This is a genomic window from Pusillibacter faecalis (assembly GCF_018408705.1).
GTDB classification, from domain to species: domain Bacteria; phylum Bacillota; class Clostridia; order Oscillospirales; family Oscillospiraceae; genus Oscillibacter; species Oscillibacter faecalis.
Map to the genome: position 1 here is coordinate 361758 of NZ_AP023420.1, position 24339 is coordinate 386096.

General features: G+C 55.3%; 23 protein-coding genes, 1 pseudogene and 1 riboswitch. Of the genes and pseudogenes, 4 read left to right on the forward strand and 20 right to left on the reverse strand.

Features of this window, described 5'->3' with window-relative positions; translation table 11 throughout:
• Positions 1–67: 67 nt before the first annotated feature.
• Together KJS55_RS01860 and KJS55_RS01865 are read right to left on the reverse strand one after the other, a co-directional pair.
• The gene (locus KJS55_RS01860) at positions 68–1039 is read right to left on the reverse strand and encodes a metal ABC transporter substrate-binding protein (RefSeq protein ID WP_228300432.1); all 972 of its coding nucleotides are present in this window, start codon (positions 1037–1039) and stop codon (positions 68–70) included.
• Positions 1040–1096: 57 nt separating this feature from the next.
• Entirely contained in the window at positions 1097–1600 is a 504-nt protein-coding gene (locus KJS55_RS01865; RefSeq protein WP_187031150.1) for an SLOG family protein, read from the reverse strand.
• A 124-nt stretch (positions 1601–1724) separates the two neighbouring features.
• Positions 1725–1851: riboswitch (FMN riboswitch) on the forward strand.
• Between the two features lie 104 nt (positions 1852–1955).
• On the opposite strand from KJS55_RS01865, the gene KJS55_RS01870 reads away from it, so the two are divergent.
• On the forward strand, positions 1956–2657 hold the full coding sequence (locus tag KJS55_RS01870) for an ECF transporter S component (protein WP_187031148.1): 702 nt from the start codon (positions 1956–1958) through the stop codon (positions 2655–2657).
• Positions 2658–2782: 125 nt separating this feature from the next.
• On the opposite strand, the gene KJS55_RS01875 is transcribed toward KJS55_RS01870, so the two are convergent.
• Complete coding sequence (locus KJS55_RS01875; RefSeq protein WP_213542577.1) at positions 2783–3391, reverse strand: GNAT family N-acetyltransferase; 609 nt, start codon at positions 3389–3391, stop codon at positions 2783–2785.
• 177 nt (positions 3392–3568) lie between these two features.
• Between KJS55_RS01875 and dinB the strand changes: the two genes are divergently transcribed.
• From dinB to glyA, 3 genes are all read left to right on the forward strand, one after another.
• Positions 3569–4777 carry a DNA polymerase IV gene (dinB, locus tag KJS55_RS01880; RefSeq protein ID WP_213543635.1) on the forward strand — a complete coding sequence of 403 codons (1209 nt, stop codon included), beginning with the start codon at positions 3569–3571 and terminating at the stop codon, positions 4775–4777.
• Positions 4774–5361: a 5-formyltetrahydrofolate cyclo-ligase gene (locus KJS55_RS01885; RefSeq protein ID WP_213542578.1), complete on the forward strand. Its 588-nt coding sequence runs from the start codon at positions 4774–4776 to the stop codon at positions 5359–5361. Before dinB ends, KJS55_RS01885 begins: the two co-directional genes overlap by 4 nt.
• A 118-nt stretch (positions 5362–5479) precedes the next feature.
• Positions 5480–6727 (forward strand): serine hydroxymethyltransferase, encoded by a 1248-nt coding sequence (glyA, locus tag KJS55_RS01890; protein WP_213542579.1) that lies wholly within the window; start codon positions 5480–5482, stop codon positions 6725–6727.
• A 335-nt stretch (positions 6728–7062) separates the two neighbouring features.
• Here glyA and spo0A read toward each other — a convergent pair whose 3' ends face one another.
• The 17 genes and pseudogenes from spo0A to ftsZ form a co-directional block, all read right to left on the reverse strand.
• Positions 7063–7827: a sporulation transcription factor Spo0A gene (spo0A, locus tag KJS55_RS01895; RefSeq protein WP_187031142.1), complete on the reverse strand. Its 765-nt coding sequence runs from the start codon at positions 7825–7827 to the stop codon at positions 7063–7065.
• Positions 7828–8148: 321 nt separating this feature from the next.
• Positions 8149–9499: pseudogene (gdhA, locus tag KJS55_RS01900) on the reverse strand (NADP-specific glutamate dehydrogenase).
• A gap of 123 nt (positions 9500–9622) precedes the next feature.
• Complete coding sequence (locus KJS55_RS01905) at positions 9623–10759, reverse strand: M20 family metallopeptidase (protein ID WP_213542580.1); 1137 nt, start codon at positions 10757–10759, stop codon at positions 9623–9625.
• A gap of 13 nt (positions 10760–10772) precedes the next feature.
• Positions 10773–11348, reverse strand: coding sequence for a PduL/EutD family phosphate acyltransferase (locus KJS55_RS01910; RefSeq protein WP_213542581.1), 576 nt, complete (start codon positions 11346–11348; stop codon positions 10773–10775).
• 16 nt (positions 11349–11364) lie between these two features.
• Positions 11365–12435, reverse strand: coding sequence for a butyrate kinase (gene buk / locus KJS55_RS01915; protein ID WP_213542582.1), 1071 nt, complete (start codon positions 12433–12435; stop codon positions 11365–11367).
• A gap of 14 nt (positions 12436–12449) precedes the next feature.
• Positions 12450–13004 carry a 2-oxoacid:ferredoxin oxidoreductase subunit gamma family protein gene (locus KJS55_RS01920; protein ID WP_187031767.1) on the reverse strand — a complete coding sequence of 185 codons (555 nt, stop codon included), beginning with the start codon at positions 13002–13004 and terminating at the stop codon, positions 12450–12452.
• A gap of 13 nt (positions 13005–13017) precedes the next feature.
• Complete coding sequence (locus KJS55_RS01925; protein ID WP_187031766.1) at positions 13018–13752, reverse strand: thiamine pyrophosphate-dependent enzyme; 735 nt, start codon at positions 13750–13752, stop codon at positions 13018–13020.
• Positions 13749–14807 (reverse strand): thiamine pyrophosphate-binding protein, encoded by a 1059-nt coding sequence (locus KJS55_RS01930; RefSeq protein ID WP_187031764.1) that lies wholly within the window; start codon positions 14805–14807, stop codon positions 13749–13751. Before KJS55_RS01930 ends, KJS55_RS01925 begins: the two co-directional genes overlap by 4 nt.
• A gap of 13 nt (positions 14808–14820) precedes the next feature.
• Complete coding sequence (locus KJS55_RS01935; RefSeq protein ID WP_187031762.1) at positions 14821–15039, reverse strand: 4Fe-4S dicluster domain-containing protein; 219 nt, start codon at positions 15037–15039, stop codon at positions 14821–14823.
• A 5-nt stretch (positions 15040–15044) separates the two neighbouring features.
• Complete coding sequence (locus tag KJS55_RS01940) at positions 15045–15743, reverse strand: P-loop NTPase family protein (protein WP_213542583.1); 699 nt, start codon at positions 15741–15743, stop codon at positions 15045–15047.
• Positions 15744–15870: 127 nt separating this feature from the next.
• Entirely contained in the window at positions 15871–17283 is a 1413-nt protein-coding gene (locus KJS55_RS01945) for an alanine/glycine:cation symporter family protein (protein WP_213542584.1), read from the reverse strand.
• A 63-nt stretch (positions 17284–17346) separates the two neighbouring features.
• Positions 17347–18009 (reverse strand): flavodoxin family protein, encoded by a 663-nt coding sequence (locus KJS55_RS01950; protein WP_213542585.1) that lies wholly within the window; start codon positions 18007–18009, stop codon positions 17347–17349.
• Between the two features lie 107 nt (positions 18010–18116).
• Positions 18117–19295: a pyridoxal phosphate-dependent aminotransferase gene (locus KJS55_RS01955; RefSeq protein WP_228300433.1), complete on the reverse strand. Its 1179-nt coding sequence runs from the start codon at positions 19293–19295 to the stop codon at positions 18117–18119.
• 19 nt (positions 19296–19314) lie between these two features.
• Positions 19315–20160, reverse strand: coding sequence for a polysaccharide deacetylase family protein (locus KJS55_RS01960; RefSeq protein ID WP_213542586.1), 846 nt, complete (start codon positions 20158–20160; stop codon positions 19315–19317).
• 376 nt (positions 20161–20536) lie between these two features.
• Entirely contained in the window at positions 20537–21478 is a 942-nt protein-coding gene (locus tag KJS55_RS01965; protein WP_213542587.1) for a LysR family transcriptional regulator, read from the reverse strand.
• A 394-nt stretch (positions 21479–21872) separates the two neighbouring features.
• Positions 21873–22895 (reverse strand): SpoIVB peptidase, encoded by a 1023-nt coding sequence (gene spoIVB / locus KJS55_RS01970; protein WP_228300434.1) that lies wholly within the window; start codon positions 22893–22895, stop codon positions 21873–21875.
• A gap of 324 nt (positions 22896–23219) precedes the next feature.
• Entirely contained in the window at positions 23220–24332 is a 1113-nt protein-coding gene (gene ftsZ, locus KJS55_RS01975) for a cell division protein FtsZ (RefSeq protein ID WP_187031735.1), read from the reverse strand.
• Positions 24333–24339 lie beyond the last annotated feature (7 nt).

The following is a 24339-nucleotide window of genomic DNA, read 5'->3' on the forward strand; positions in this document are numbered from 1 at the left end:
CGGCGCTGCCGCGTGGGGCCGTTGTTCCTTTTTCGGCCAAAAGCCAGCTTTTGCTGGTTGTAAAAACTCACCTTTCGGTGAACGCTGTCCGCAGGCGTTCCAGGTTGCCCTCCATCAGGGTGAGGTAGGTGGCGCCGCCATCCATTTCCGCCTGGGTGACGTTATGGCAGGTATGGAAGAGGGAAGTCCCGGCTCCGGTGGCTTCAGCAATACTGTCCGCCACCAGGTGATTGGAAAACTCAATATACCATACCGTCCCGATCTGCTCTGACTCCACCTTCTCCGTTAAAAAGGCGATGGTGGCCGCCGAGGGCTCAGTCTGCGTGGAGCAACCCGGGAAAGCCGCATAATACTCCACGCCGTACCGCTCTACAAAGTACCGTAAGGGGAAGCGGTCTCCAAAAACCAGCACCGGCTGGTCAATGCTTGCAAAAAGCTCCTGGAATTCCAAATCCAGCGCCTCCAGCTCCCCGGCGTAGCTTCCTGCGTTCTCCTGATAGGTCTCGGCGTTAGCTGCATCCAGCTCCACCAGCACATCCGAAATGGCCATGGTAATGGAGCTGGCATTGCGGGGTGAGGTCCAGACATGCTCATCCATCTCCATCACCTCTCCCAGGCCATAACCATCACTGTGATCATGGCCCTCATGGTCGTGGCCTGGAGTCTCCTGCATCCCCTCCACGGTTGTCTCTTCCAGAAGCTCCACGCACTGGGTCATCCGCAGTGTCTCCCCCTGCGGCTCCACAGCGGAGAGAATCGTATCCACCCAGGCGTCACTCTCACCGCCAAGGCAGATGAACAGATCGCACTCCTGCACCGCCAGAATGTCCGCGGGTGTTGGCTCATAGGAGTGGCTCTCCATCCCCGGCGGAAGCAGCAGCGTCACATCCGCCAAGTCCCCAGCTACAGCCCTGGCAAAATCATAGGCTGGAAATACGGTGGTCACAATTTGCAATTTTGCTCTCTCCGGTTCCTGCATTGGCTGGGCACAGCCGGAGAGCAGCGTCAGTCCCAGCAACAGGGGCAGTATTTTTTTCACAGTATGGTCCTCCTGTCTGTCTTTGCCAGACGCCAGTGTATCATGCTCTGCGGCTTTTTACAAGATTGGAAGATCCACAATGCTGATTTTTTGCCGCATAGCGTACTCCACTGTATACCGGGTTCCGCCGGCAGAACCGTCAAAGGCGGCGATGAGCAGGGAGGCGTGGTCCACCATATACCGGTCCCTGCGCTGCATGCAGGACGGCGTATATCTGGCAGACACCAGCGTTTCATAGTCACACCGCGCCACCAAAGCCTGGTAGCGCGCCCGCTGATCCGGAGGCCAGGCGTTCGCCTGGGTGGGACATGGGATGGCCGCTTCCACTGTGACGCCTGGAAGCCGCTCCCGCAGCTCCAGTACGCACTCGCAAAAATAGAGGTCACAGCCCTGTGCCATGCCGCAGAGGAAATGCCGGAACCCTTGCTCGTAAGCGGTCTCCACCGCATCGGCAATACGCTTTTTTAAATGTAGGCACCTGGGATCTTGCTCGTGGCAGCCCCAGGGCAGCTTGCCGGGGCGGTGCCCGGTAAAACAGCAGGACTCCTGCCTAGCCGGCATCCGTCATCCCTCCTTCCCCTTGACAGTATAGAACATCCGTTCGTATTTGTAAAGAAAATTTCTAAAATTCGGGCTTGCATTTTATGTTTGGCCGTCGTATACTACAACCAGAAAACAACTGAATCTTTGTCTTCAGGGCGGGGTGCAAGTCCCCACTGGCGGTAAAGTCCGCGACCGGCTGATGGGTTATCAGCCGCTGACCTGGTGAAACTCCGGGACCAACAGTATAGTCTGGATGGAAGAAGATGATTGCGGCAAAGCCGCGCGTTTTGATACGCGCTCCTTTGTTGTTTGTTCACCTTGGAGAAGCCAAAGCATCCAGGGTGTTTTCAAATAACAAAAGGAGTGTATTTTTATGTCTGAACCCAACACCAATGCCATCCCCTCCGTCCGTCAGCGCACCCAGGTCAAGACTCTCACCTCTTTGGCCATGCTGACAGCCATCGCCTATGTGATGATGTACCTCAGCAAGCTGCTGCCTCAGGTCTCCGGTTTTCTGCAGCTGGATGTCAAGGATACCGTCATCTGTATTGGCGGCTTTGTGTTCGGGCCTCTGGCCGCCGCCATCATCTCCATTGTGGTGGCTGTGGTAGAAATGTTTACCGTCAGTGATACCGGTCCGATCGGCTGCATCATGAATGTGCTGGCCACCGTCTCCTTCTGCTGCACTGCTTCCTTTGTGTACAAGAAAATGCATACCAAGCGGGGCGCCGTCGTCGGTCTGAGCTTGGCCGTGGTCGTCCTCACCGCCGTGATGGTGCTGTGGAATTATTTGATTACGCCGTTGTACATGACTGGCTTCTCCCGCTCGGATATCGCCGATATGCTGGTCCCCATCTTCCTCCCCTTTAATCTGGTCAAGGGCGGATTGAACATGGCTTTGATCCTAGTCCTCTATAAACCTGTTGTCACCGCTCTGCGGAAGGCACATTTGGTACCGGAGTCCCAGACAATTCCGCAGGGCGGAAGCAAGGTGAATGCGGGCTTTGTTCTATTTTCTCTGGCTCTTCTGGCTACTTTTGTGACTCTGGCCCTGGTGCTGATGGGCATTCTTTAAACTTATCAAAGAAGCGGGGACGCGTGGCGTCCCCGCTTCTTTGATGAACGGCTTTCAGCCGGCATTCCTTTGGAAGTTAAGCAGCACGAACCAATCAGCGGCCTGCTATGCAATACAAAATGCTGTCAGACGGTTTTGCTGTAGAGGAAGCAGGTCAGCGGAATCTTTTTATGGCCCAGATCTATGAGAATCTCTCGTTCTTCTGATTTTTCAAAGCCTCTTCGCTCATAGAATTGATATGTGCAGGCGTTGTCTGTGTAAAGATAAATCTGTTTGCCATGCACCTCCGCTTCCAGTGCCGACAACAGCGCACTCCCCACACCCTTCATCTTACATGCAGGATCAGCGGCTAAAAAAACAATCTCTCCATCCGGATGATGGTTTTTGCAAAAGGCGGAAAGCATCTCCCGGTTGGCATGATCATACGCACCAACGCCATTTCCCGCAGCAATCCACTGTAGGATCTCAAAGCTCTTCACCAAAATGGAGCGCCAGATACTGCGGTACCGCTTCGTCTCTCCCTTCATATCCGCAAGCAGCACACCGGCAAACTCCCCATCTACATACGCACTATAAGCTCTTGTTGCGCGGTTCAGCTCCATGTACCAAACATATTTGCTGTAAAGGGCAAGCGCCCACGTCTGATCCAAATACCAATTCAGGTGCATGCCTTCCACAGCAAAGCTCTGTGCCTTCTGATAATCCCGTCTTTGGATTTGCTTAATTTCTATCATGGGCCCCCTTGCCTCCTATATGCTGACGGTGCCCTTCTATCATGCCACATCGCCAGGGCCTTTTCAAGTAGGGTTATGGATCTGATGTACGCTGAAAGATGCCTTTGTTTTCCGACTCTTTTCAAGCTGGACGGAGTGTGGTACACTGATATACATATACAAAAGGGAGGTGGTTCTCTGGACCCGGTCATTCTACACTGTGATTTGAACGGCTTTTATGCCTCTGTAGAGCTGCTCTCCCATCCGGACCTGCGGGATGTCCCTATGGCCGTCTCCGGCGATCCCTCCTCCCGCCATGGGATTATCCTGGCTAAAAACGAGCCAGCAAAGCGGTTTGGCGTGCAGACGGCCGAAACCATCTGGCAGGCAAAAAAGAAGTGTCCCGACCTTGTCCTGCTGCCACCCCACCATGGACTGTATCGGGAATACTCTCAAAAGGTCAACGCCATCTATGATGAGTATACCGATTTAGTGGAGCCCTTTGGCATTGACGAAAGCTGGCTGGATATGACCCATACCCTGCACCTCTTTGGCGGAGATGCCAAAGCTTTTGCGGACTCCCTGCGTGCACGTGTCCGGCGGGAACTGGGGCTGACACTCTCCGTAGGCATTAGCTTCAACAAGGTCTTTGCCAAACTTGGAAGCGATTACCGCAAGCCTGACGCCACCACTGTGATCTCCCGTGAAAATTGGCAGCAGCTCGTATGGCCGCTGCCGGTGGGAGACCTTTTGTACGTGGGCGGCGTCGCCAAAAAGCTTCTCAAACCGTATGGCGTGGAGACCATCGGCCAGCTGGCTGCCTGCCGCCCGGATACGCTGGAGACGCTTCTTGGCAAAATGGGCCTGCAGCTCCATGCCTACGCCAATGGCCTGGACCGCTCTCCCGTTCGCTCCCGCTTCGATGCCGAGCCGGCCAAGTCTGTCGGCAACGGCACCACATTTTCTCAAAATCTGACGACACGGATTCAGGTGCAGGCAGGCATTGCCGTGCTGGCTGATTCCGTGGCCACACGCCTGCGGCGCCATGGGTTGTATGCCGGCGGACTGCAGGTGACTGTCCGAGACCCCCAGTTTCATGACCGCTCCCGCCAATGTCAGCTGTCCTCTCCCACCCATCTTATCCGGGATTTGACCGGAACTGCCATGGAACTGGTGGATCAGCTCTGGAGTCCCCCCGCCCCTATTCGGGCAATCACCGTCACTGCTCTCCACCTGATTCCCGAGGGAGAGGCCTATGAACAGACAGATCTCTTCGCTGCTGCCCCGAAACGGGAAAAGCAGGAGAAACTGGAGGGTGCTATGGAACACATCCGAAAAAAATATGGCGGCGGCGCTATTGTCTTTGGCGCTGCGCAGCCGGAAAAAGAGGAGGACCCTTTTCCATGACAAAATCTGAGGAAAAAAAGCAGATGCGACGCATGATCCGCGCGCTGGAGCGGGAGCTGCCCGCTGCCTATAAGGCGCAAAGCAGCGCCGGCATTGCAAGACACCTGTTAGCTATGCCGGAATACCAGGCTGCGGTGACGGTATTTTGCTTTGTAGGCACGGATCGGGAGATCGACACCACGGCCGTCTTGAAAGACGCCCTCTCCAGCAGAAAACGGCTGTGCGTCCCCCTGTGTGTGGGAGACGGCCTGATGGAGCTGCGGCAAATCACCGCATTGGATCAGCTGGTTCCTGGGGCCTATGGCATCCTAGAGCCTTCCGCCGACGCACCCCTGGTGGACGCAGATGCAGTGGATTTCGCGGTGCTGCCGTGTCTGAGCTGCAGCCACGGTGGGCATCGCCTGGGACAAGGCGGCGGTTTTTACGATCGCTTTCTCGCCCGCTACCGCGGCGGCGCTGTATTGGTATGCCGGGAGAAGCTGATCCGGGAGGATATCCCTTTGGAGCCTCATGACTGTCCTGTGCCTTGGGTTTTAACAGAGCGTGGGTTGTGGGAGGATGGAATTCCCGCCCGGCTGGGATAAGAACGCCTCTTGATTTGCGCAAATTTCTATGCAAGTTTCCAGCGCGGCGCGTCTTGTAAAATGTCGAAATTTCAGGTATAATGAAGCGCATATTCTCTTTACCAAGGAGGGCATTTCAATGCTCCAGCAATCCATGGATTTCCTTTCTCAGTATGACCCCGAGGTTGGTGCCTCTATCCGGGAAGAGTTTACCCGGGAATGCCGCAACATTGAACTCATTGCCTCGGAGAATCTGGTCAGCGAGGCCGTAATGTTAGCCATGGGCACCTGCCTGACCAACAAATATGCCGAGGGCTACCCCGGTAAGCGCTATTATGGCGGCTGTTATGCTGTGGATGTCACGGAAGAAATCGCCCGCCAGCGGGCCTGCCAGCTCTTTGGCTGCCGGTATGCCAATGTCCAGCCTCACTCCGGTGCCAATGCCAATCTGGCCGCTTTTGTAGCCCTGATCCAGCCCGGCGACACGGTGTTGAGCATGAACCTAGCCCATGGCGGGCATCTCAGCCATGGCAGCCCGGTGAATATCTCTGGCAAGTACTTCCACATTGTGCCCTATGGGGTAGAGGATGATACCGAGGTCATCAACTACGACAGGGTCATGGAACTGGCCAAAGCCTGCCGCCCCAAGCTGATCCTGGCCGGTGCCAGCGCCTATCCCCGGGCCATTGACTTTGCGAAATTCCGCGAGATTGCAGATGCTGTCGGCGCTTATCTAATGGTGGATATGGCCCACATCGCAGGTCTGGTAGCGGCTGGGGTCCATGCCTCCCCCATTCCCTATGCCGACGTTGTGACCACCACTACCCACAAGACTCTGCGCGGCCCCCGGGGTGGTCTGATTCTCTGTAACGATGAGGAGATTTACAAGAAGATTAACTCCGCTGTGTTCCCCGGCACACAGGGCGGTCCCTTGGAGCACATCATCGCCGCCAAAGCCGTGTGCTTTGGCGAGGCATTAAAGCCAGAGTTCAAAGCGTATGGGCAGCAGGTGGTGAAAAATGCAAAGGTTCTCTCTCAAGAGCTGACCAAGCAGGGTTTCCGCCTGGTCTCTGGCGGCACGGATAACCATCTGATGCTGGTGGACGTCCGGAATTTCAAAATCACCGGTAAGGAATTTGAGCGCCGCCTGGATGAGGTACAGATCACCGTTAATAAAAACGCCATTCCCAATGACCCGGAAAAGCCCTTTGTCACCAGCGGCATCCGAGTGGGCACCCCTGCCGTCACCTCCCGCGGCTTCAAGGAGCCGGAGATGGTGCAAATCGCCAAGCTGCTGGGCATGGCGGCCCAGGATTTCGCCTCCAACGCCGATCAGATCCGGTCTGAGGTGAACGCTCTGTGCGGCCGGTTCCCGATCTATACCTGATGCGTCAGAGCATAGCAGGAAAACCGCTCTACGCTTTTCAGTCATATCAACACGCCTGGTGGGCTGCGGCGCTGCAGTCCACCAGGCGTGTTGATGATAGATCTGTCCGGCGAAGACTCCGCTCATCGCCCCTGTTAAGGTTGCTCAACAGGTAACATGACAGAGCTCTTCGTCGATAAAACAATCAGATTTCCGCTACTTTCGTTTTTTCTCTGTATAAACAACGCGTCTTGATTCCCTGGGTTTTACCATCCAAGAAACCAGAAGTATCGAGTATTTTCTAAAGGACTCATCTGCTGCGGTCCCTGCCGAGGTTGGATGTCACTGCTCCGCACTCAAACTGTCATACCCTTGCCATTCTTCCGCTCCAGCAGCAACCGGTCCGCAATCATGGCAATAAATTCGCTGTTGGTGGGCTTTCCCTTGGCATTGGAAACCGTATAACCGAAATATTTCTGTAGGGTCTCTAAATCGCCACGGTCCCAAGCCACCTCAATGGCGTGGCGGATCGCCCGCTCCACGCGTGAGGGCGTGGTTCCAAAACGTTTGGCTACAGCCGGATACAGCACCTTCGTCACCGCATTGATCACTTCAATATCATTGACCGCAATGATAATCGCCTCTCTGAGATACTGATAGCCTTTAATGTGCGCCGGCACGCCAATCTCATGAATGATGGTTGTCACTTGGTTTTTCAGCGCTGCGGCAGCCTCTTCCGGGGCGGCTGGAGCACCGAATACAAGACGGACCCGGTCCAGCAAGGCCTCTGGTTCACAGGGCTTCGGCAGAAAATAGGCCGCGCCCAGGCCCATGACCTCTGCCACCACCTGATCCGTGCAAAATGCAGAGAGGACGACTGCCCGGGTTCTCCCGCTCTGTTCCCGAAGCTGCCGCAAAATTCCAACGCCGTCGATTCCCGGCAAAACTAAATCAATCATTGCCAAATCCGGCTGCAGCTGGTTGATCAGCCGTAACGCCTCTGTTCCGTCCCCCGTGTCCCCCACCACCGTAAACTCCTCTGATTTCTCAATGTTTTCCCTCAGCATGGAGCGGAACTCTTCATTGGCATCTGCCAGCAAAATGGTTCTTTTGTTATCCATGATTCCCTCGTCCTTTATACAGATTTCCGATTTGCGACGGATTCATAACGCATCAAATCGACTTTTCTATAAATTAGCATAAATTTACAGGATTTTCAAGCTGTAACTGTAAATTAATTCCAGAATTATTCGACATCTTTTTCGAGACTCTTAACATAATCCCTTTTTTATGAAGGTGAGAACAGCTTAATATGTAATTTTTTGCGGATGCTATCCACAATTCCGGCGCAGAGATGCGGCGGGTCGAAAGAGAGCCAGAGATTCGGCATGTGAAGACCGAACCTCTGGCTGTTCTTACAAATTATGGAGAGTCACTGGCGCTTAGAAGATGCCCTGAGCCATCATCGCATCCGCCACCCGCTGGAACCCTGCAATATTGGCACCAGCTACCAGATTATACCCGAGGCCGTACTTCTCCGCAGCCTCCACACTCATCGTGTAGATGTTGTTCATAATCTGCCGCAAACGCTGGTCCACTTCCTCCTCTGTCCACACCAGACGCTCACTGTTCTGCGCCATCTCCAGCGCACTGGTAGCCACGCCGCCAGCATTCACCGCCTTGCTGGGCGCCACAATCACCCCCGGCTGAGACATCAGATACGACAGTGCCTCGTTGGTGGTGGGCATGTTCGCCACCTCAATGTAGTACTTCACCCCATTGCCAACAATCTGCCTGGCATGCTCCAAGTGCACGTCATTCTCCATCGCGGACGGCATGCATACATCCACCTTCACTCCCCAGGGCTTCTCACCCGGATAGAAGGCAACGCCGAACTTATCTGCATAGTCCTTCACCTGGTTCCGTCCGGACGCCCGCATCTCCACGATGTAGTCAATCTTCTTCTTTGTGGTCACTCCGTCCGGATCATAGATGTACCCGTCCGGGCCGGAGAGAGTCACCACCTTGGCGCCCAAATCCGCCGCCTTCTGGCAGATGCCCCATGTCACGTTGCCAAACCCCGCGCACGCGATGGTCTTGCCCTCAATGCTCTCGCCTTCGTGCTTCAAGACGTTTTCCAGATAGTATACCGCGCCATACCCCGTTGCCTGAGGACGTACCAGGGACCCGCCCGAGGCAAAGTCCTTGCCGGTCAGTACCCCGTTTTCCCATGCGCCGCGCAGACGCCGGTACTGGCCGAACAAATAGCTGATCTCCCGGGTCCCCACGCCCATGTCACCTGCCGGCACGTCCACGTCCGGCCCGATGAACCGGTGCAGCGCCGTCATGAACGACTGGCAGAACCGCATGATCTCCGCATCCGACTTCCCCGTGGGATCGAAGTCGCTGCCGCCCTTCCCGCTGCCGATGGGCAGTCCCGTCAGCGCGTTCTTGAACGTCTGCTCGAACGCCAGAAACTTGATGATCCCCCAGGTTCACGTCCTTCCGGAACCGCAATCCTCCCTTGTACGGCCCGATCGCTCCGTTGAACTGCGTCCGGTACCCCGTGTTCGTGTGCCACGTCCCGTCGTCCGCCATCCACGTCACCCGGAAGCTGAACGTCCGCTCAGGCTCCACCATCCGGCTCAGCAGGTCCGCCGCCTCGTACTCTGGATGCTGCTCGATCACCGGCTCCAACGAGGAGAACACCTCCTCCACCGTCTGTACAAACTCCGGCTCGTCTCCGTGTTTCCCCTTCACTTCTTCGATCACTCTTGCCAGATACCCATTCATCTCTTCGTTTCTCCTTTTTTGATAAAATCCGTTCAATTCTGATGGATGTTGTTATCAATCCGTTTTCTCTATGTAACAAATGGTAGTATGGATGCTGACATGGAGCCGGTAAAAGCTCTCCTTTTATAGGCTCTGTAAAAGCTTCGCTACCAGCGCAGTGCGGCGGGCAATATGGTCAATATGGATATACTCATTGGGGTTATGCAGGAACTCACCGGACGTACCCAAGCCATCCAATGTCGGAACACCGGCATCTGATGTAAAGTTGCCGTCGCTGCCTCCGCCGATGGGAACTCCCTTGACCTCCAGACCGCAGCTCTTTCCCAGCTCCACAGCCTTTTGAAACAGTTTCGGGTCTGCCACCATCACCGGCTTGTCAATTTTGCCCTGTACCTCCAGCTGGATGCCGGGGCCCAGCGCCTTGAGCGCCATAATCTGCTGATGCACCTGCTGGGACGTCTCCCTGGTCTTGTAGCGGACGTCCATCGTCAGCTGTGCCGTCTCCGGGATCATACAGGTCTCCGGCTCACCGCCCCGAATGGCTGTGGGCGCCAAAGTCACATCCTCCAGCTCCTTGTCCCACTGCTCCAGAAACAATAGCTGCCGGGCCACCTCCATCAGCGGGCTGATGGCCAAATGGGGATTGGAGCCAGAGTGAGCCGCCTTGCCATGGGCAATCAGCGTGTAAGTTCCCCGGCCAGAGCGGCTGGTCTTCAACGCGCCCAGATCATTGACTCCCGGCTCCATGACAAATACCGCCTCGTACTGCCGCGCCTTCTCCACGATCAGGTCGCTGGAGTGGAAGCTGCCGGTCTCCTCGTCGCCGTTGAAGAACACGCCGATGGTTTTTCCAGGCATCAGGTTCAGCTCCTGCAAAGCCTTGATGGCGAAATACGCCATGATGATGCCGCCCTTCATATCCAGTACACCGGGACCGAAGGCCTTACCATCTTCTACCTTAAAAGGCATGGTCTTCAACGTTCCCACAGGGTACACTGTGTCATAGTGCCCCACAAACAAAATACCCTTGGGACCTTCTCCCAGTTCTCCATACACATGGTCTCCGCAGGATTCCTGGGGGAGCCGCTGCATCCGGAAACCAAGTCCCCCAAAGGTCTCCTCCAGGAATCTGCTGCATTTGTCGGACGCCTCCTTGTGTTCAAAGGAGGGCGACTCCAGCTCCACAAATTTCTGGAGCAGCTGTAAATATGCGGGGACTTGGCCTTCCAGATAGCTTACGATCTTGTCATCAGACATCATGTTTCCTCCCTCTTTATTCCTGCGGCAAAATCTCCACTATGTCCATGGGGTGGATGCTGGCCGCGTTGGCTTCCTCCACGTCCACGTGCATCATGGGCTCCTCCATGCCATCTGTGAAGACCACCTGCACATCACCGAAGATCAACTGCCGCTCGCCGCTGACCTTGACCTGGACCATCTGATCCTTTTGGAGACCGTACTCGGCCGCCTGCTCCGGCGTGAAGTGAATATGCCGCAGGGCTACCATCGCCACGGAGTCGAAATCAATCCTGCCGCAGGGGCCGATCACCGTCAGCGGAGCCAAGTCCTTGGACCCAGAAATTCGTACCGGCGCTTCAATGCCCAGCACAAAGTTGTCCGCCCGCAGGATCTCCACCTGGGTGTAGCTCCGCAGGGGACCCAGCACCCTCACGCCAGAGATCTCGCCCTTGGGTCCCTTCAGCGTCACCGTTTCGTTGGCGGCAAAGATGGGCGGGGCCATGGGGCGCTTCACCGTCAGCTCATAGCCCTTTCCGAACAGGATGTCACATGCCTCCCGGTTCAAATGGATATGTCGGTTTGAGATAATCACATGGGTCGTATTCTTCATGTTGTTCCGTCCTTCTTCAGTCGTTTCGCTCCGTGTCGTAATCCCGCACAAGCTCCTCTCCCCGGAGCATCCGCAGCGTTCCATCCACCAGAGCCTGCATCTCCACCGCTCCGGGAACCACCTCCACGGGGGCGATGAACTCCACCCGCGCCTTCAGCCGCTCCACCAGGCGTGCAGACCGGGCGATCTCACCAGTGAGGATCACGCGGTCCACCTGGCCGTTCATGACGGTGGCCATGCCGCCGATGTCCTTGGCGATCTGGTAGATCATGGCGTTGAAGTAAAAGTCCGCCTTCTCATCTCCCGCGTCAATGCGGCGCTCCACCTCCTGGATGTCGCTGGTGCCGAGATAGGCCACCAGACCGCCGCCGCCCATCTGGCGCTTGAACGCGGCATCGTAGTCCCATTCGCCGGAGAAACACTTCTTTGTAAAGGCGATCATCGGCAGGGCCCCCGCCCGCTCCGGGGAGAAGGCGTTGATGTGGCTATCAATGATTCTGCCCTTTTCATGGGCGTTGACGGTGATACCGCCTCCCAGATGGCAGATGATGAAGTTATAATCCTCATATCGACCACCCAGCTGCCCAGCGATTTTGTGTCCCGCCGCCTTTTCATTCAGGGGATGGCCCGCGCCCCGCTGGATGGGCAGCTCCGGAAGGCCGGAGACCTTGGCGAGGTCGATAAAGTCGTCTGCCAGAGGTGCGTCGTAGATGTAGCCGGGGACACCGTATTTTTCCATCAGGCCGATGGAGATCATCACGCCCAGATTGGAGGCGTGGGGCCAGGGGGCCCGGCTGCACTCCTCCACCATCAGCGGGGTGATGGCGTAGCCGCCGCAGTGAATGGGCCGGCCCCCGCCGCCCCGGGAGACAATGGCATCCAGTTCCCGGATGCCGGCTTGCTCCATGTACTCCATCACCATCTGCCGGCGCATGGGGAGCTGGTCGTTGATGGTCTTGTACTTGGCGATTTCCTCCGCAGGATGAACCAGCTTCGTCCCACAGACCTCTTTTTCATTCTCATAATAGGCGACCCGGGTGGAGGTGGAACCGGGGTTGATAACAAACAGGCGATAGGTCTTTTCCATGTTGCTTCCTCCGCTCATTCCTGGGGCTGGGCGGCGATCAGATCGTAGCCGCGCTTGACCAGACGTTTATTGGATTCGGCGTATTTGGCCTTGGAGCCGGTGAAGCTGTGGTCAATATTGGTATAGACTGCCTCCAGGCTCACGCTGCCGGCCGCCGCCACATACGCCCCTAGAAGCACCATGTTGGCGCCGCGGGGATTGCCCTCTTCCTCCGCGATCTTGTCCGCCGGGACATAGAACGTCCGAAGGTCCTTGCGTCCTACCGGGCGGGAGACCATAGAGCTATCCAGGATCAGCGTCCCGCCGGGGTAGACGCTCTTTTCAAACTTCTCCAAAGAGGCGTCATTCATAATGATACAGTAATCTGCCATGGAGAGCATAGGATAGCCGATTTCTCCATCGGTGATGATCACGCTGCAGTTGGCGGTGCCGCCCCGCATCTCCGCGCCGTAGGAGGGAAGCCATGTGGCCTCCAAATCCTCGTTCAGCGCAGCGTAGGCAATCATCTGCCCCACCCGGAGCGCACCCTGTCCGCCGGAACCGGCTACAATGATTTTATTTCTGAACATGTCTCCGTCCCCCTTAAAAATCCTTGAAATTTCCAAGCGGATAGTAGGGAATCATGTCCGTCCGGATGCGCTCCAGCGCCTCCAGCGGCGTCATGCCCCAATTTGTGGGACAGGATGAGAGGACCTCCACCATGGAGAAGCCCTTCCCCTCCAGCTGGCACTGGAAGGCCCGGCGAATCGCCGCCTTGGCCTTGCGCACATGGCCGGGACTGTCCACCGCCACACGCTCCAGGAATTTCACGCCATCCAGGGCGGAGAGGGTCTCGCACACCCGGATGGGGTTTCCGCACAGAGCCGGGTCCCGGCCATAGGGGGAGGTGGTGGTCTTCTGCCCCGGCAACGTGGTGGGAGCCATCTGACCGCCGGTCATGCCATACGTGGTATTGTTGACAAAGATGGTGGTGAACTTCTCGCCACGATTGGCGGCGTGAACGATCTCCGCTGTGCCAATGGATGCAAGGTCGCCGTCGCCCTGGTATGTAAAGACCACCTTGTCCGGCTGCATCCGCTTGATGCCCGTGGCATTGGCCGGAGCCCGGCCATGCAGAGAGCAGATGGTGTCCGTGGCCATGAACCAGGGAAGATATCCACCGCAGCCCACACAGCCCACGCAGATCGTGTCCCCGCCGATGCCCAGCTCGTCAATCACCGACGTCACCAGCTGCACAATGATCCCATGGGTGCAGCCCGGGCAGAACGTAAAGGGGCTTTCATTCAGGGATTTGGGTTTTTCATACAGGACACTCATGCCTGGACCTCCTTCCATACCTGCTCTGCCTTCTCGATGATATTCTCAGGCGTCAGGAAATCGCCCGCCGTGTCGCCCACGTGGTGGACCGGCCAGCGGCCGGCTGCGGCGATGCGCACATCGTCAATCATCTGGCCGATGATGTTGATCTCCGGGCAGATGATCGCCTTGCAGTTCTTTCCGATCTTCTCAAAGGCGCCATAGGGGAAGGGCCAGATCGTCTTGGGCCGGATGATCCCGATCTTCACCCTGCCGCGCAGTTCCTCTGCCGCCGCGCGGCACATCTTGGCCGCCGTACCATAGGCCACCAGGACCAGATCGGCGTCCTCTACGCCATCCACCTCCACCTGGGTCTCATTCGCAATGAGCGCCGGATAGAGCTCCGCCTCCGCCTCATGCTTGGCAGCATAGTGGGCGGGACCCACCGGGAAGAGAATCGCGGAGTTCTCGCCGCCTCTGGAGGCGCTTCCACGCAGGGCCCAAGTCTTCTCCGGCAGATTCATCCGCTTGGCGGGCATTTTGTCAAAGTCCACCGCGCCCATCATCTGGCCGATCATACCATCCGCCATGATGACCACCGGATTGCGATACTGGTCGGCGATATCAAAGGCCTCGTAAACCATGGCCGCGGCCTCCTGTACGTCTGATGGGGCAAATGTCACCACCTTGTAGCCGCCGTTGCCGGTCATACGGTAGTCCTCCTGGGCCGCCTTCATGGTGCCGAAGGCGGGGCCGCTGCGCATCACGACCACCACCACGGCAGGCAGCCGGGTCAAAGCCATAGCCGCCAGGGCCTCCAGCTTCAGGCAGTACCCCGGGCCGGAGGTGCTGGTCATCACCCGCCCGCCGGCGGCGGAGGCACCCATCACCATGTTCATGGCCGCCATCTCGCTCTCAGCCTGCAAAAACAATCCGCCCCGAGGAGGAAGCTCCCGCGCAAAATACTCCGGAATCTCGCTCTGAGGTGTAATGGGATAGCCGAAGAAGGCCTGACAGCCCGCCTGGATGGCGGCCTCGGCCATGGCTTCGTTTCCCTTCATCAGAATCCTTGCCATGCTTCTCCCCTCCTTATCCTTCTAGTTTTTCCACGGTAATCACGGCGTCCGGGCACATCAGCGTACAGCTCAGGCAACCAATACACGCCGTGGTGTCTGTAATCATGGCGGGGTGAATCCCGCTCTTATTGAGTACGCTCTTGTCAGCCACAATCAGCTTTTTGGGGCAGAATGCCATGCAAAGCTCGCAGCCCTTACACGCCTCCGTCTTAAATGTGACTCGAAATCCCATCGTTCTTATCCTTCTTTCCCTTCTGTGCTGTCCAGCCACGCCGGCCGCATGGCCAGAGAGATATAAAATGGCTCTCCCGCCAGCTCCAGTCCCTCTGTCTGCGGCCGCAGCCTCTCTTCCACCATGGTGCAGACCACCGGCAGCCCCGTGCGGTCCCGAACTTCCCGTACCAGCACGTCACCCCGCAGGATATCCTCCGGCGCTGTGTCCCGCAGCAGGTGGGTATTATTGATGAGGCCGGTGACTTTCAGTCTCCCGGCGCGCTCAATCGCGTCCATGTAACCCAGGACATTCTCTGCCCTGGCGGTCTGGGGCCGGTTGGCGTTCACCACCATCCACATGTTATACGGACGGTTCCGCAGGAGTCCTGCGTACTGGGCCAGAACAACGGCCCCCGCCGGATCACCTCCCACGTCCACCAATCCAGCCTTCTCCCAGGGCTCAAAGCAGGCGCGCAGGGAGGCGGCCAGGGCCGGCGTGTCCAAGTAGTAATCCTCCTCATAATTGCTGGACACCACCCGGACGCCCTCACTTCCCAGCCGGTTTTTCTGCTCTCGGATGCGGAAGTATGGGTTCACAATGTCAAGGTCAGCCACCAGTGGTTCCAGTCCCTGCTTTTGGAGATAAACAGCGTAATTAGCTGTAAACTCCGTTTTTCCGCTTCCATAGTGACCCACGATGATCGTTGGACTGACGTTCTCCATACGCGCCTCCCTTTTTCAATGTTCCTACCGGAGTTTGCCCGGTATTTTTATTTTATCATATTTCTGCAGAGTTTGCAGAGAAAACCCAACCACTGCGGGAGCCAGTGGTTGGGTTTTCCAAAGTGGCTCAGTCCTTGCCCGCTGTTTCCTTGTTTGCGGCTTTGATATCCTTCAGTGTCGTTGGAATATCGGGGTCGTGCTCATATTCCTTCCAGAGCTTTACAATCACATTGCTGATGCCCCACAATCCCAAAATATTCAGGAACACCATGAAGCCATTAAACACATCACAGATGCTATACACCAAAGTTACGGAAGCCGCAGCGCCTAACATCAGGAAAATGACGATAAATACCCTGTATACAGGAACGCCCTTTTTGCCGAACAGCTTGAGAACATTAGACTCCCCGTAGAAATAGCCCGCGATGATTGTAGAGAAGCAGAAGAAGAAAATGCAAATAGAAATAATAATTCCACCTACATTTCCGAAGACCTCGTTAAAGGCAATCTGGGTCAAAACAATTCCGTCCTGTCCGCTGGTGTAGGATCCGCTGGTCAAAATGATCAAAACCGTGATGTTCAAGATAATAAAGGTGTCAATGAACACGCTCATCATAGCCACGATGCCCTGGTCGCAGGGGTGTTTCACTTTCGCCACGGCATGGGCGTGAGGAGTGGATCCGGTGCCAGCCTCGTTAGAAAGCAGTCCCCTGGCGATACCGTAGCGCATAGCCTCTTTCACCCCGATGCCAAACATGCCGCCAGCTACTGCCTGGGGGTTGAATGCGCCTACGAAGATCATCTTGATAGCGGGAATCAACTGGTCAATGTTGACAACAATCACAATCAATCCCGCAACAATGTAAATCAAAGACATTACAGGCACACACGCGGTCACGAAGGAAGCAATTCGCTGTACACCACCGACAACCACCAGTAGTGTCAAAATGGACATCACAATGCCAATTGCAATCGGTGGAATGTTAAAAGATGCTGCAAAGGATTCACTGATGGTGTTGCCCTGAAGCAGCGCCGCCGCCAGACCAAATCCAATGATTAGAAAGATGGAAAATGCATTTGCAAGGCCGCTGCCCAGCTTGCCCTTGAAAGCTGCCTTGATATAGTATGCAGGCCCGCCATTGACACGGCCGTCCTCCAATGTCACTTTGTATTTTTGCGCAGCCACCGCTTCGGAGAAAATTGTGCTCATACCCAGGAAGGCGCTGACCCACATCCAAAAGATGGCGCCAGGGCCGCCGGCCATGATCGCGGTAGCAGGCCCTGCGATGTTTCCGGTCCCCACCTGTCCGGCAATTGCTGTTGCCAGGGATTGCCAAGTGGACATGCCCTCTTTACCGGCCTTGTTTTTCTGCCGCATGCCGGAAAATACCAGCCGGAAGCTGTCGCCCAGTCTTCTGATCTGTGGGAACCCCAGGCGGATGGAGAAATAGAGTCCTGTTCCCACCAGAACAATCATATAAAAGTTCCCCCAGAGAAAACCGCTGATCTGTCCAAAAAAATCATTTAACGCGTCTACCATTTGCTATAAGCCTCCTTCCTAAAATTACGCGATGGTCCCTGTTTATTTGCTGTTATGCCTCTGTTATCTTGCCAGCCTCAGTACTGTCTGGGCTACTTTGATACCGGTGTTTCGGCAACTCTTGATGCCGACCTCATCCCGGTCCACAGCATCTCTCACTTCTCCCCGCTCTGGGTGCGTGGTACAGCCACCACCCAGATAGCAGCCGGGACGGGGCTCGCCGCCACTGCCGACCACGATCATGTCATGAATCTCGAAGTAATACTGCATGTTCAGCAGAGCAAATTCTTCGCCGGCGTTTCGGTTGCCGCCCACCGCGAGGCACCCGCCCACCTTGTTCTGAAGCGCATACTGGTATTGGCTGGTGCCGTAGCGCAGTAACCCTTCCGTCCGGTCCATGAACTGCTTCATCTGCGTGGAAATGGTTCCGAAATAGACGGGAGAGGCCAAAATCAAACCGTCGCAGGCTTTCAGCTTGGGATAGATTTCATCCATTCCGTCCCGAAAAAGTGCACAGGCATGGATACCTCCATCTCTGGCACCAGCCTCCCGGCAGCAGGCAAAGCAACCTTTGCAATTATGAATCTCATAGTCTCTGAGATAGATGGTCTCTGTTTCAATGTCACCGACGCTTTTCGCCGCCTCCAGCGCATACTGAAGCATCCGATCCGTATTGGCATCCTTCCGTGGGCTGCCAGAAATGCCGAGTATCAATTTCTTCCCCATGGTTACAACTCCCTTGTATCAATCTTTTTTCCCATCTCCTGCCGCGGACGCGGCATTCTTTCAATCCCGGTTTTCCGCATCCCTCCTTATTGGCCGCTTTCAGCGGCTTAATGCCCCCGCCTTTCAACGTACTCCTTGATCCTCTTCACACCCTCCAGGATATTTTCATCGGAGTTCGCAAAACAGATGCGCAGATAGCCCTCGCCCATCTCGCCAAAGGCGGTGCCCGCAATGGTCATCACGCCGGCGTTCACCAGCAGTTCCTTAGAGAACTCCCAGGAGGAGACTCCAAAGTCCTTGATGTTAATGAAGGTACAGAAGGAGCCCTCGGTCCGGAAGGGCTTCATCCCTGGAATCTCCTTCAAGCCGTTGTACAGCAGGTCACGGCGGCGCTCATACTGGCGGCGCATATCCTCCACGCAGTCCTGAGGCCCATTAATAGCGTCAGCGCCGGCCTGCATGGTGAAGATCGGCAGGCAGGAGGCCACCGCCTGTTGCATCTTGAACATATGCTTCATCAAATCCTTGTCCCAGCCAACCACATAACCAAGCCGCCAGCCAGTCATGGCGTAGGTCTTAGAGAGGCTGTTGACCACCAGGACCTTATCCTTGATGGACTCAATCTGGGCAAGACTGAAATGCTCCCGGCCGTCAAAAATGATCTTTTCATAGACCTCATCGGAGATCACCATAATGTTGTGCTTTTCGATCACCTTTGCCAGAGCTTCACCGTCTGCCCGGTCCAGTACCGCTCCCAAGGGGTTGCTGGGATATGTAATGACAATGGCCTTGGTCTTGGGGGTGATGGCCTTTTCCAGGTCCTCCGCCTGCAGGCGGAAACCATGTTCTTCATAGAGCGGCACCCGAACCGGCACGCCGCCCAGAGTCAGGGTCTGGCCCACATAGCAGGTATAGGCCGGGTCCGGGATGATAACCTCATCGCCGGGGTTCAGGATTGTCATCAGCGCCATGAAGATCCCTTCCACACCGCCGATGGTGACCATGACATTGTCCATGTCATAGGGCCGTCCAAACTGCTTGGTATATTTGTTTGCCACTGCCTGACGCATGGCCGGAAGGCCCGGCTCCGTTCCGTACTTGGTCCGTCCCTCCCGCAGAGCCTGGATACAGCTCTCCTTGATGTGCTCCGGCGTTTCAAAATTGGGCTCGCCATTGCACAGGTTAATGGCACCGGGATAGTCCGCTGCCAAATCAAACATGGCACGAATGCCGGACACCGGGTAATTCATGGTCAAATTTGATAAAAACTTGTTGGCACTCATCATCTTTCTCCTCCTCGTTTTGTCATCGAATCGGATGCGCCCTTCTAAAGGCGTCCGCCGCCTCAAAACCAGTCATAAACTCCACCGCATTGGTGTCCTGCATATGCTGTACAAACTCATCCAGCATCTTCATCCGCGCGGGACGGCCGATGATCTGCGGGTGGCAGGTCAGCACAAAGCAGATATCAGAATCACCGCTCTCCCGCACCTCTGCCTGAAACTCCGCCAGCAGCGCGTCAAACTCCTCCTGCCAGTACTCCTTGACTGCGCTTAGAGGCTGCATACACTTTCCAGGTGTCCGGACGCTATAGAGCCAGAAAGCCGCATCGTCCAGAACCCAGTGGATGGGCAGCTCCACCAGCTTGGTCTTTCTGCCATTGACCGTCAAATACCGGATGCGCTCCGTGTCCATCATGTTACTGGAATATGCGATCTCCGGCAGATGCTGCTCCAAAATGTCCAGTGTATAAGGACTGAATTCCCACGCGGGAGAGCGGTAGCCCTTGGGCCGATAACCAACAACTTTTTCCATGATGTCGCTGCAGTCCAAGTACTCCTTCATTTCCTCGTCATAGCCGGACATATTGTCGGGATAGGTGTGGCTCCAGCTGTGATTGCCCAGTTCATGCCCCTCCGCGTCCATCTGACGCACCATATCCGGATATTCGTCCACGGTAAAACCCGGGACAAAAAACGTCGCGTGAATTCCATGTTTTCTGAGCATGCTCAAAATGCGGGGCACGCCGCTCTCCGGGCCATATCTCCCCTGGGACAGAATGACTGGCCGTTCAGCATTTTTCGGGTCCCGGCAGCGCCACAGGCATTCTCCGTCCACATCGAACGTCAGCAGTACAGGCATCTTCTTCATATGTTTCCTTCCTTTCAGGTGAAATACACATACGGGTCGAGCTGCGTTTTCGCCAAAATTCGCGCCCGATTTTGTCTATAACGCACAAATATTTTCTTTCTTATTTATACGCATCATATCATAATGCCTATTAAATTTGTAATCCCGCTTTCTTAGCGCCGTTATAACCAGTGGTTATAACAATCTCCTTAAATGAAAACCACCTCTTTACTCCCTCAAAAATGAAAGCCACCTCTCCAGATAGAGAGGCGGCTATGCTACAAAAATGATATTTGCAGGCCCTTAAAAATTACTATATATGAATCACCTATCAGCCAACCCATAGCAGTTACCGGCAGCTTTTACAGTCACTGAACAAAAATATATCCGCTCTTTTTTAAAAAGGCAGCGGCTTGTCTTTTTCATGAATCAGCGTCTGTAAAACGTGGATAAAGCGCGCCGCATATGGATGCGGCGGGTTCCCCTTCAGACGTACGCAGTAAATATTCCAGGCAGCTCCATCTCCTCTGATGGGAATTGTCACCAGATCCGGATGAAATTCTGTGACATAATGGGCTGTAATCCCTAGAAAAACCGCATCTGTTCTGGAAAGAACATCGTAGAGCGTACAGCGGTTATTGGTAAAGATATTTTTCTCAAACTTTTCATAACTGGCAAACGGCTGTGTAGCGTCGTAGTTACAGTACTCTGTCATTTTGCTGGTGGTACGAACTTGAGGATATGCATAGATATCCTCTATGGAAAAAGATTCTCTCTGCGCCAGCGGATGACTCTTTCGGAACGTCACACAGGAATAGGCCCGGAACAAAAAAATATGCTCCATATTTCTGGCCTCCAACCGTTTTTTCCATGCCTCTTCATCTGCGTTTTTTACATGGATAAAGCCAAGATCAGCTCTGCGACCAAATACATCCTGCACGACATCCGCATTTCCGCTCTCATTGATATACAGGGAAAAACGGGAGTGCTTGTGCAGCTCCTGCTCATAAAACCGAATCACCGCTGCCGACATAAAAGAATACCGCCCGCTGGAAATCCGCAGCACTAGGGGTGGTTCAGTCTGGCCATGGGTGTGGCTGCTGCGAATCTGATTCCACTGGTCCACAATTTGTCTGGCGGCCATGATAAACCGTTTTCCCTCCGCTGTGCTGGTAATCCCCTTGGAACTCCGTTCAAACACCGGAAACCCCAGCTCTGCCTCCAGATCATGAACCGCGGAGCTGATGGCGGGCTGAGAGACAAACAGCGTCTGTGAAGCCTTGTTGATCGATCCGCATCGGTCAACTTCCAAAATGTATTCAAGCTGTCGAAAATTCATATCCTTCTCTCCCCTTCTCTCCTACTGGCATTCCCCCGGCTCCTCCTAGGGCGTGAACTCCTGGTATGCCTTAGTCTTCTACGATTTTCCTTCCCGTTTCTATGTCTTATCAAGCGGGTCAAACCGCAAAAAGTGAGCCATTGTGATTATTTTAGCAAAAATCTCCGCCATACACAAGTTCAAAATCTGGTAAATACGCCAGTCTTCTGTGATGGTTGTGGAAAAAGTGCCCGGCTCTCCCACCCTTGGGAGAACCGGGCCCAGTCCATCTGCGTTTCAAAAGCTGCCGCAAATTGTATTTCTCAAATCAGGGCTATGGTTCGTGCAGCACGCAATGGCACGCGGCATATTTTTAATAAAATTTCCACATCCTTATAACAGTGGACACGGTGCCTTACGCGACGCTTTCAGCTGTTGCAAGCATTCTCTGAATGGAGATTCCATATCCCTTTTGGGGGCTGTTCAGCAGCACATGGGTCACAGCGCCTACCAACTGTCCGTCTTGCAGGATTGGGCTTCCACTCATCCCCTGGACAATTCCTCCGGTAGCGGAAATCAAATCAGGGTCCTTAACGGAAATTACCATATCTCGCCCATCGGAGCCAGTGGACGTCACGCTGACAATTTCAATATCAAATTCCTCCACGGTGTCCCCTTGCACATTGCTTCGTATGACCGCCGGTCCTGTTTGAGCTCTGCCAACGGGGACCGCGTCCCCAAGCACCGGGCTGTAGTCATCGGCCTCCAAGATGCCGAAAATTCCGTTGCTGGTGTTCGCGTAGAGATCACCCAAATCGCCGGTCAAATCAAAATCGCCTCTCAGCTCCCCAGCAGCGCCGCTTTCTCCCTTTTTGACGGCTTTGACCGTTGAAGGCAAAATGGAACCGTTGGAAAAAGGCATCAGCTGTGCAGTATCCACATCCGCAATTCCATGACCCAGCGCACCAAAGGCGCCTGTGGCCGGGTCATAGTAGGTCATGGTACCGATCCCAGCCATACTATCCCGAATCCAAGCACCAATCCCATAGACTCCCCGCTCATTTTGCTCTGGCTCCACGGAGAGTGTCACGCTGCTGCCATCCCGCTTCACCTGCAGGTCTGTGGTCTCTCCGCCGCTCTTTTGCAGGAGCGACTGAAACTGTTCTGTGGAGGTCACGCTGTTGCCCGCGCACTTTACAATAACGTCTCCAGTCTGGAGTCCGCCGGCTTTGGCTGGAGTTCCTCCTTCGGAGAGCTTGACCACCACGACGCCACGGGAAAAAAGCTTGATGCCCACGGTATGACCGACCGGCACCAGCATACGGGTGTCTGTCATCTCAGCTGCGCCAGCCCCAACGGCGCCGCACAACAGCAGCGCCAGCAGCAATGCCGTCCCGCCACGCAGCATCCGCTTTGCGCTTTGCGAAGGTTCATACAATGAAAAATCACCCCGTTTCAAAATCATCGCCGACAAATGCCGGCACGTTTATCATCTGCCAGCCGCAGCGAAATCACGCAAAGCAAAAACCGCCAACAGTCCCATGTCAACCTTTGCCTCTCTATATCTCCAGCGAAAAATGAAAACCCCGCAGGCAAAAGCCCACGAGGTTTTCCAATATTTTATCAGAGCGGGAATCAAAGGAATGCTCTCCTCATTTTTACCACATCGCACTTCCCGCCGTACGGATAACTCCTGCCATGTAGTACATGTCACTGACACTCTGAGGAGAAAGCTCCGTGCCAATCATCTTGATTATCAGCCTCAATCCCGCTTATTGAAAATTTTGAAAATATCATCAAAGGGGTCAGCTTCCTCGCTCTTCTCCACATCATCCTCCTTGAGGGGCATCGGTCCCGGCACAGCGGCACCTTCGTCCTCCGGAGTTTTACTGGATATCTTTGGAAGCGGCTCACCGGGCTGCTTATCAAATCCGGTGGCAATCACCGTGACTCGAATCTCATCATCCAATGTCTCATCGAACTGGGCACCGAAAATGGTAAGCGCGTCGGGGTGGACGGCAGCCTGCACCAAGCTGGCGGCCTGCTCCACCTCTTCCAGGCCAATATCCATGGAGCCGGTGACATTGATCAGCACGCCCTTGGCTCCCTCGATAGAGGTCTCCAACAGCGGGCTGGAAATCGCCATGCGGGCGGCTTCCTCCGCCTTACCCTTGCCGGCGGCCCGGCCCACGCCCATATGGGCCATGCCGGCGTTTTTCATGATGGCAGTTACGTCGGCAAAGTCCAGATTGATAAAGCCGGTATCCCGAATCAGATCGGAGATGGACTGTACTGCCTGACGCAACACGTCATCCGCAATCTCAAACGCATTTGCAAAGGTAATTTTTTGATCCGTGGCATGCTTGAGCCGCTCATTGGGGATAATGACCAGAGAATCAACCTTATCCTTCATCTCTGCAATGCCGGATTCCGCCTGCTGCATCCGGCGGCGGCCTTCAAAGCCAAAGGGCTTTGTGACCACGGCCACGGTCAGGATTCCCATCTCCTTGGCAATCTCTGCCACAATTGGCGCGCCGCCCGTGCCGGTGCCGCCTCCCATGCCGGCAGTAATAAAAACCATATCTGTATTTTCCAGTGCCTTGGCGATCTGCTGGCGGCTCTCCTCCGCGGACTTGCGGCCCACCTCCGGGTCAGACCCCGCCCCCTGGCCATGGGTCAGCTTTTCTCCAATTTGAATTTTATAGGTAGCGCTGGATACATTCAGCGCCTGCTTATCGGTGTTCACTGCCACAAAGTCCACGCCCTTCGTGCCGGAGCGGACCATGCGGTTCACCACATTGTTGCCGCCGCCGCCCACGCCGATGACCTTGATATTGACAACGGTGTCAGGACCGGTCTCCAACCCAAATGCCATAGTGGTG

Coding starts and splice junctions, on each gene's coding strand:
- KJS55_RS01865 (WP_187031150.1), bottom strand. CDS start 1,600: ATGCCGGCTAGGCAGGAGTCCTGCTGTTTTACCGGGCACCGCCCCGGC.
- KJS55_RS01870 (WP_187031148.1), top strand. CDS start 1,956: ATGTCTGAACCCAACACCAATGCCATCCCCTCCGTCCGTCAGCGCACC.
- KJS55_RS01875 (WP_213542577.1), bottom strand. CDS start 3,391: ATGATAGAAATTAAGCAAATCCAAAGACGGGATTATCAGAAGGCACAG.
- KJS55_RS01885 (WP_213542578.1), top strand. CDS start 4,774: ATGACAAAATCTGAGGAAAAAAAGCAGATGCGACGCATGATCCGCGCG.
- glyA (WP_213542579.1), top strand. CDS start 5,480: ATGCTCCAGCAATCCATGGATTTCCTTTCTCAGTATGACCCCGAGGTT.
- spo0A (WP_187031142.1), bottom strand. CDS start 7,827: ATGGATAACAAAAGAACCATTTTGCTGGCAGATGCCAATGAAGAGTTC.
- KJS55_RS01905 (WP_213542580.1), bottom strand. CDS start 10,759: ATGATGTCTGATGACAAGATCGTAAGCTATCTGGAAGGCCAAGTCCCC.
- KJS55_RS01910 (WP_213542581.1), bottom strand. CDS start 11,348: ATGAAGAATACGACCCATGTGATTATCTCAAACCGACATATCCATTTG.
- buk (WP_213542582.1), bottom strand. CDS start 12,435: ATGGAAAAGACCTATCGCCTGTTTGTTATCAACCCCGGTTCCACCTCC.
- KJS55_RS01920 (WP_187031767.1), bottom strand. CDS start 13,004: ATGTTCAGAAATAAAATCATTGTAGCCGGTTCCGGCGGACAGGGTGCG.
- KJS55_RS01925 (WP_187031766.1), bottom strand. CDS start 13,752: ATGAGTGTCCTGTATGAAAAACCCAAATCCCTGAATGAAAGCCCCTTT.
- KJS55_RS01930 (WP_187031764.1), bottom strand. CDS start 14,807: ATGGCAAGGATTCTGATGAAGGGAAACGAAGCCATGGCCGAGGCCGCC.
- KJS55_RS01935 (WP_187031762.1), bottom strand. CDS start 15,039: ATGGGATTTCGAGTCACATTTAAGACGGAGGCGTGTAAGGGCTGCGAG.
- KJS55_RS01940 (WP_213542583.1), bottom strand. CDS start 15,743: ATGGAGAACGTCAGTCCAACGATCATCGTGGGTCACTATGGAAGCGGA.
- KJS55_RS01945 (WP_213542584.1), bottom strand. CDS start 17,283: ATGGTAGACGCGTTAAATGATTTTTTTGGACAGATCAGCGGTTTTCTC.
- KJS55_RS01950 (WP_213542585.1), bottom strand. CDS start 18,009: ATGGGGAAGAAATTGATACTCGGCATTTCTGGCAGCCCACGGAAGGAT.
- KJS55_RS01955 (WP_228300433.1), bottom strand. CDS start 19,295: ATGATGAGTGCCAACAAGTTTTTATCAAATTTGACCATGAATTACCCG.
- KJS55_RS01960 (WP_213542586.1), bottom strand. CDS start 20,160: ATGAAGAAGATGCCTGTACTGCTGACGTTCGATGTGGACGGAGAATGC.
- KJS55_RS01965 (WP_213542587.1), bottom strand. CDS start 21,478: ATGAATTTTCGACAGCTTGAATACATTTTGGAAGTTGACCGATGCGGA.
- ftsZ (WP_187031735.1), bottom strand. CDS start 24,332: ATGGCATTTGGGTTGGAGACCGGTCCTGACACCGTTGTCAATATCAAG.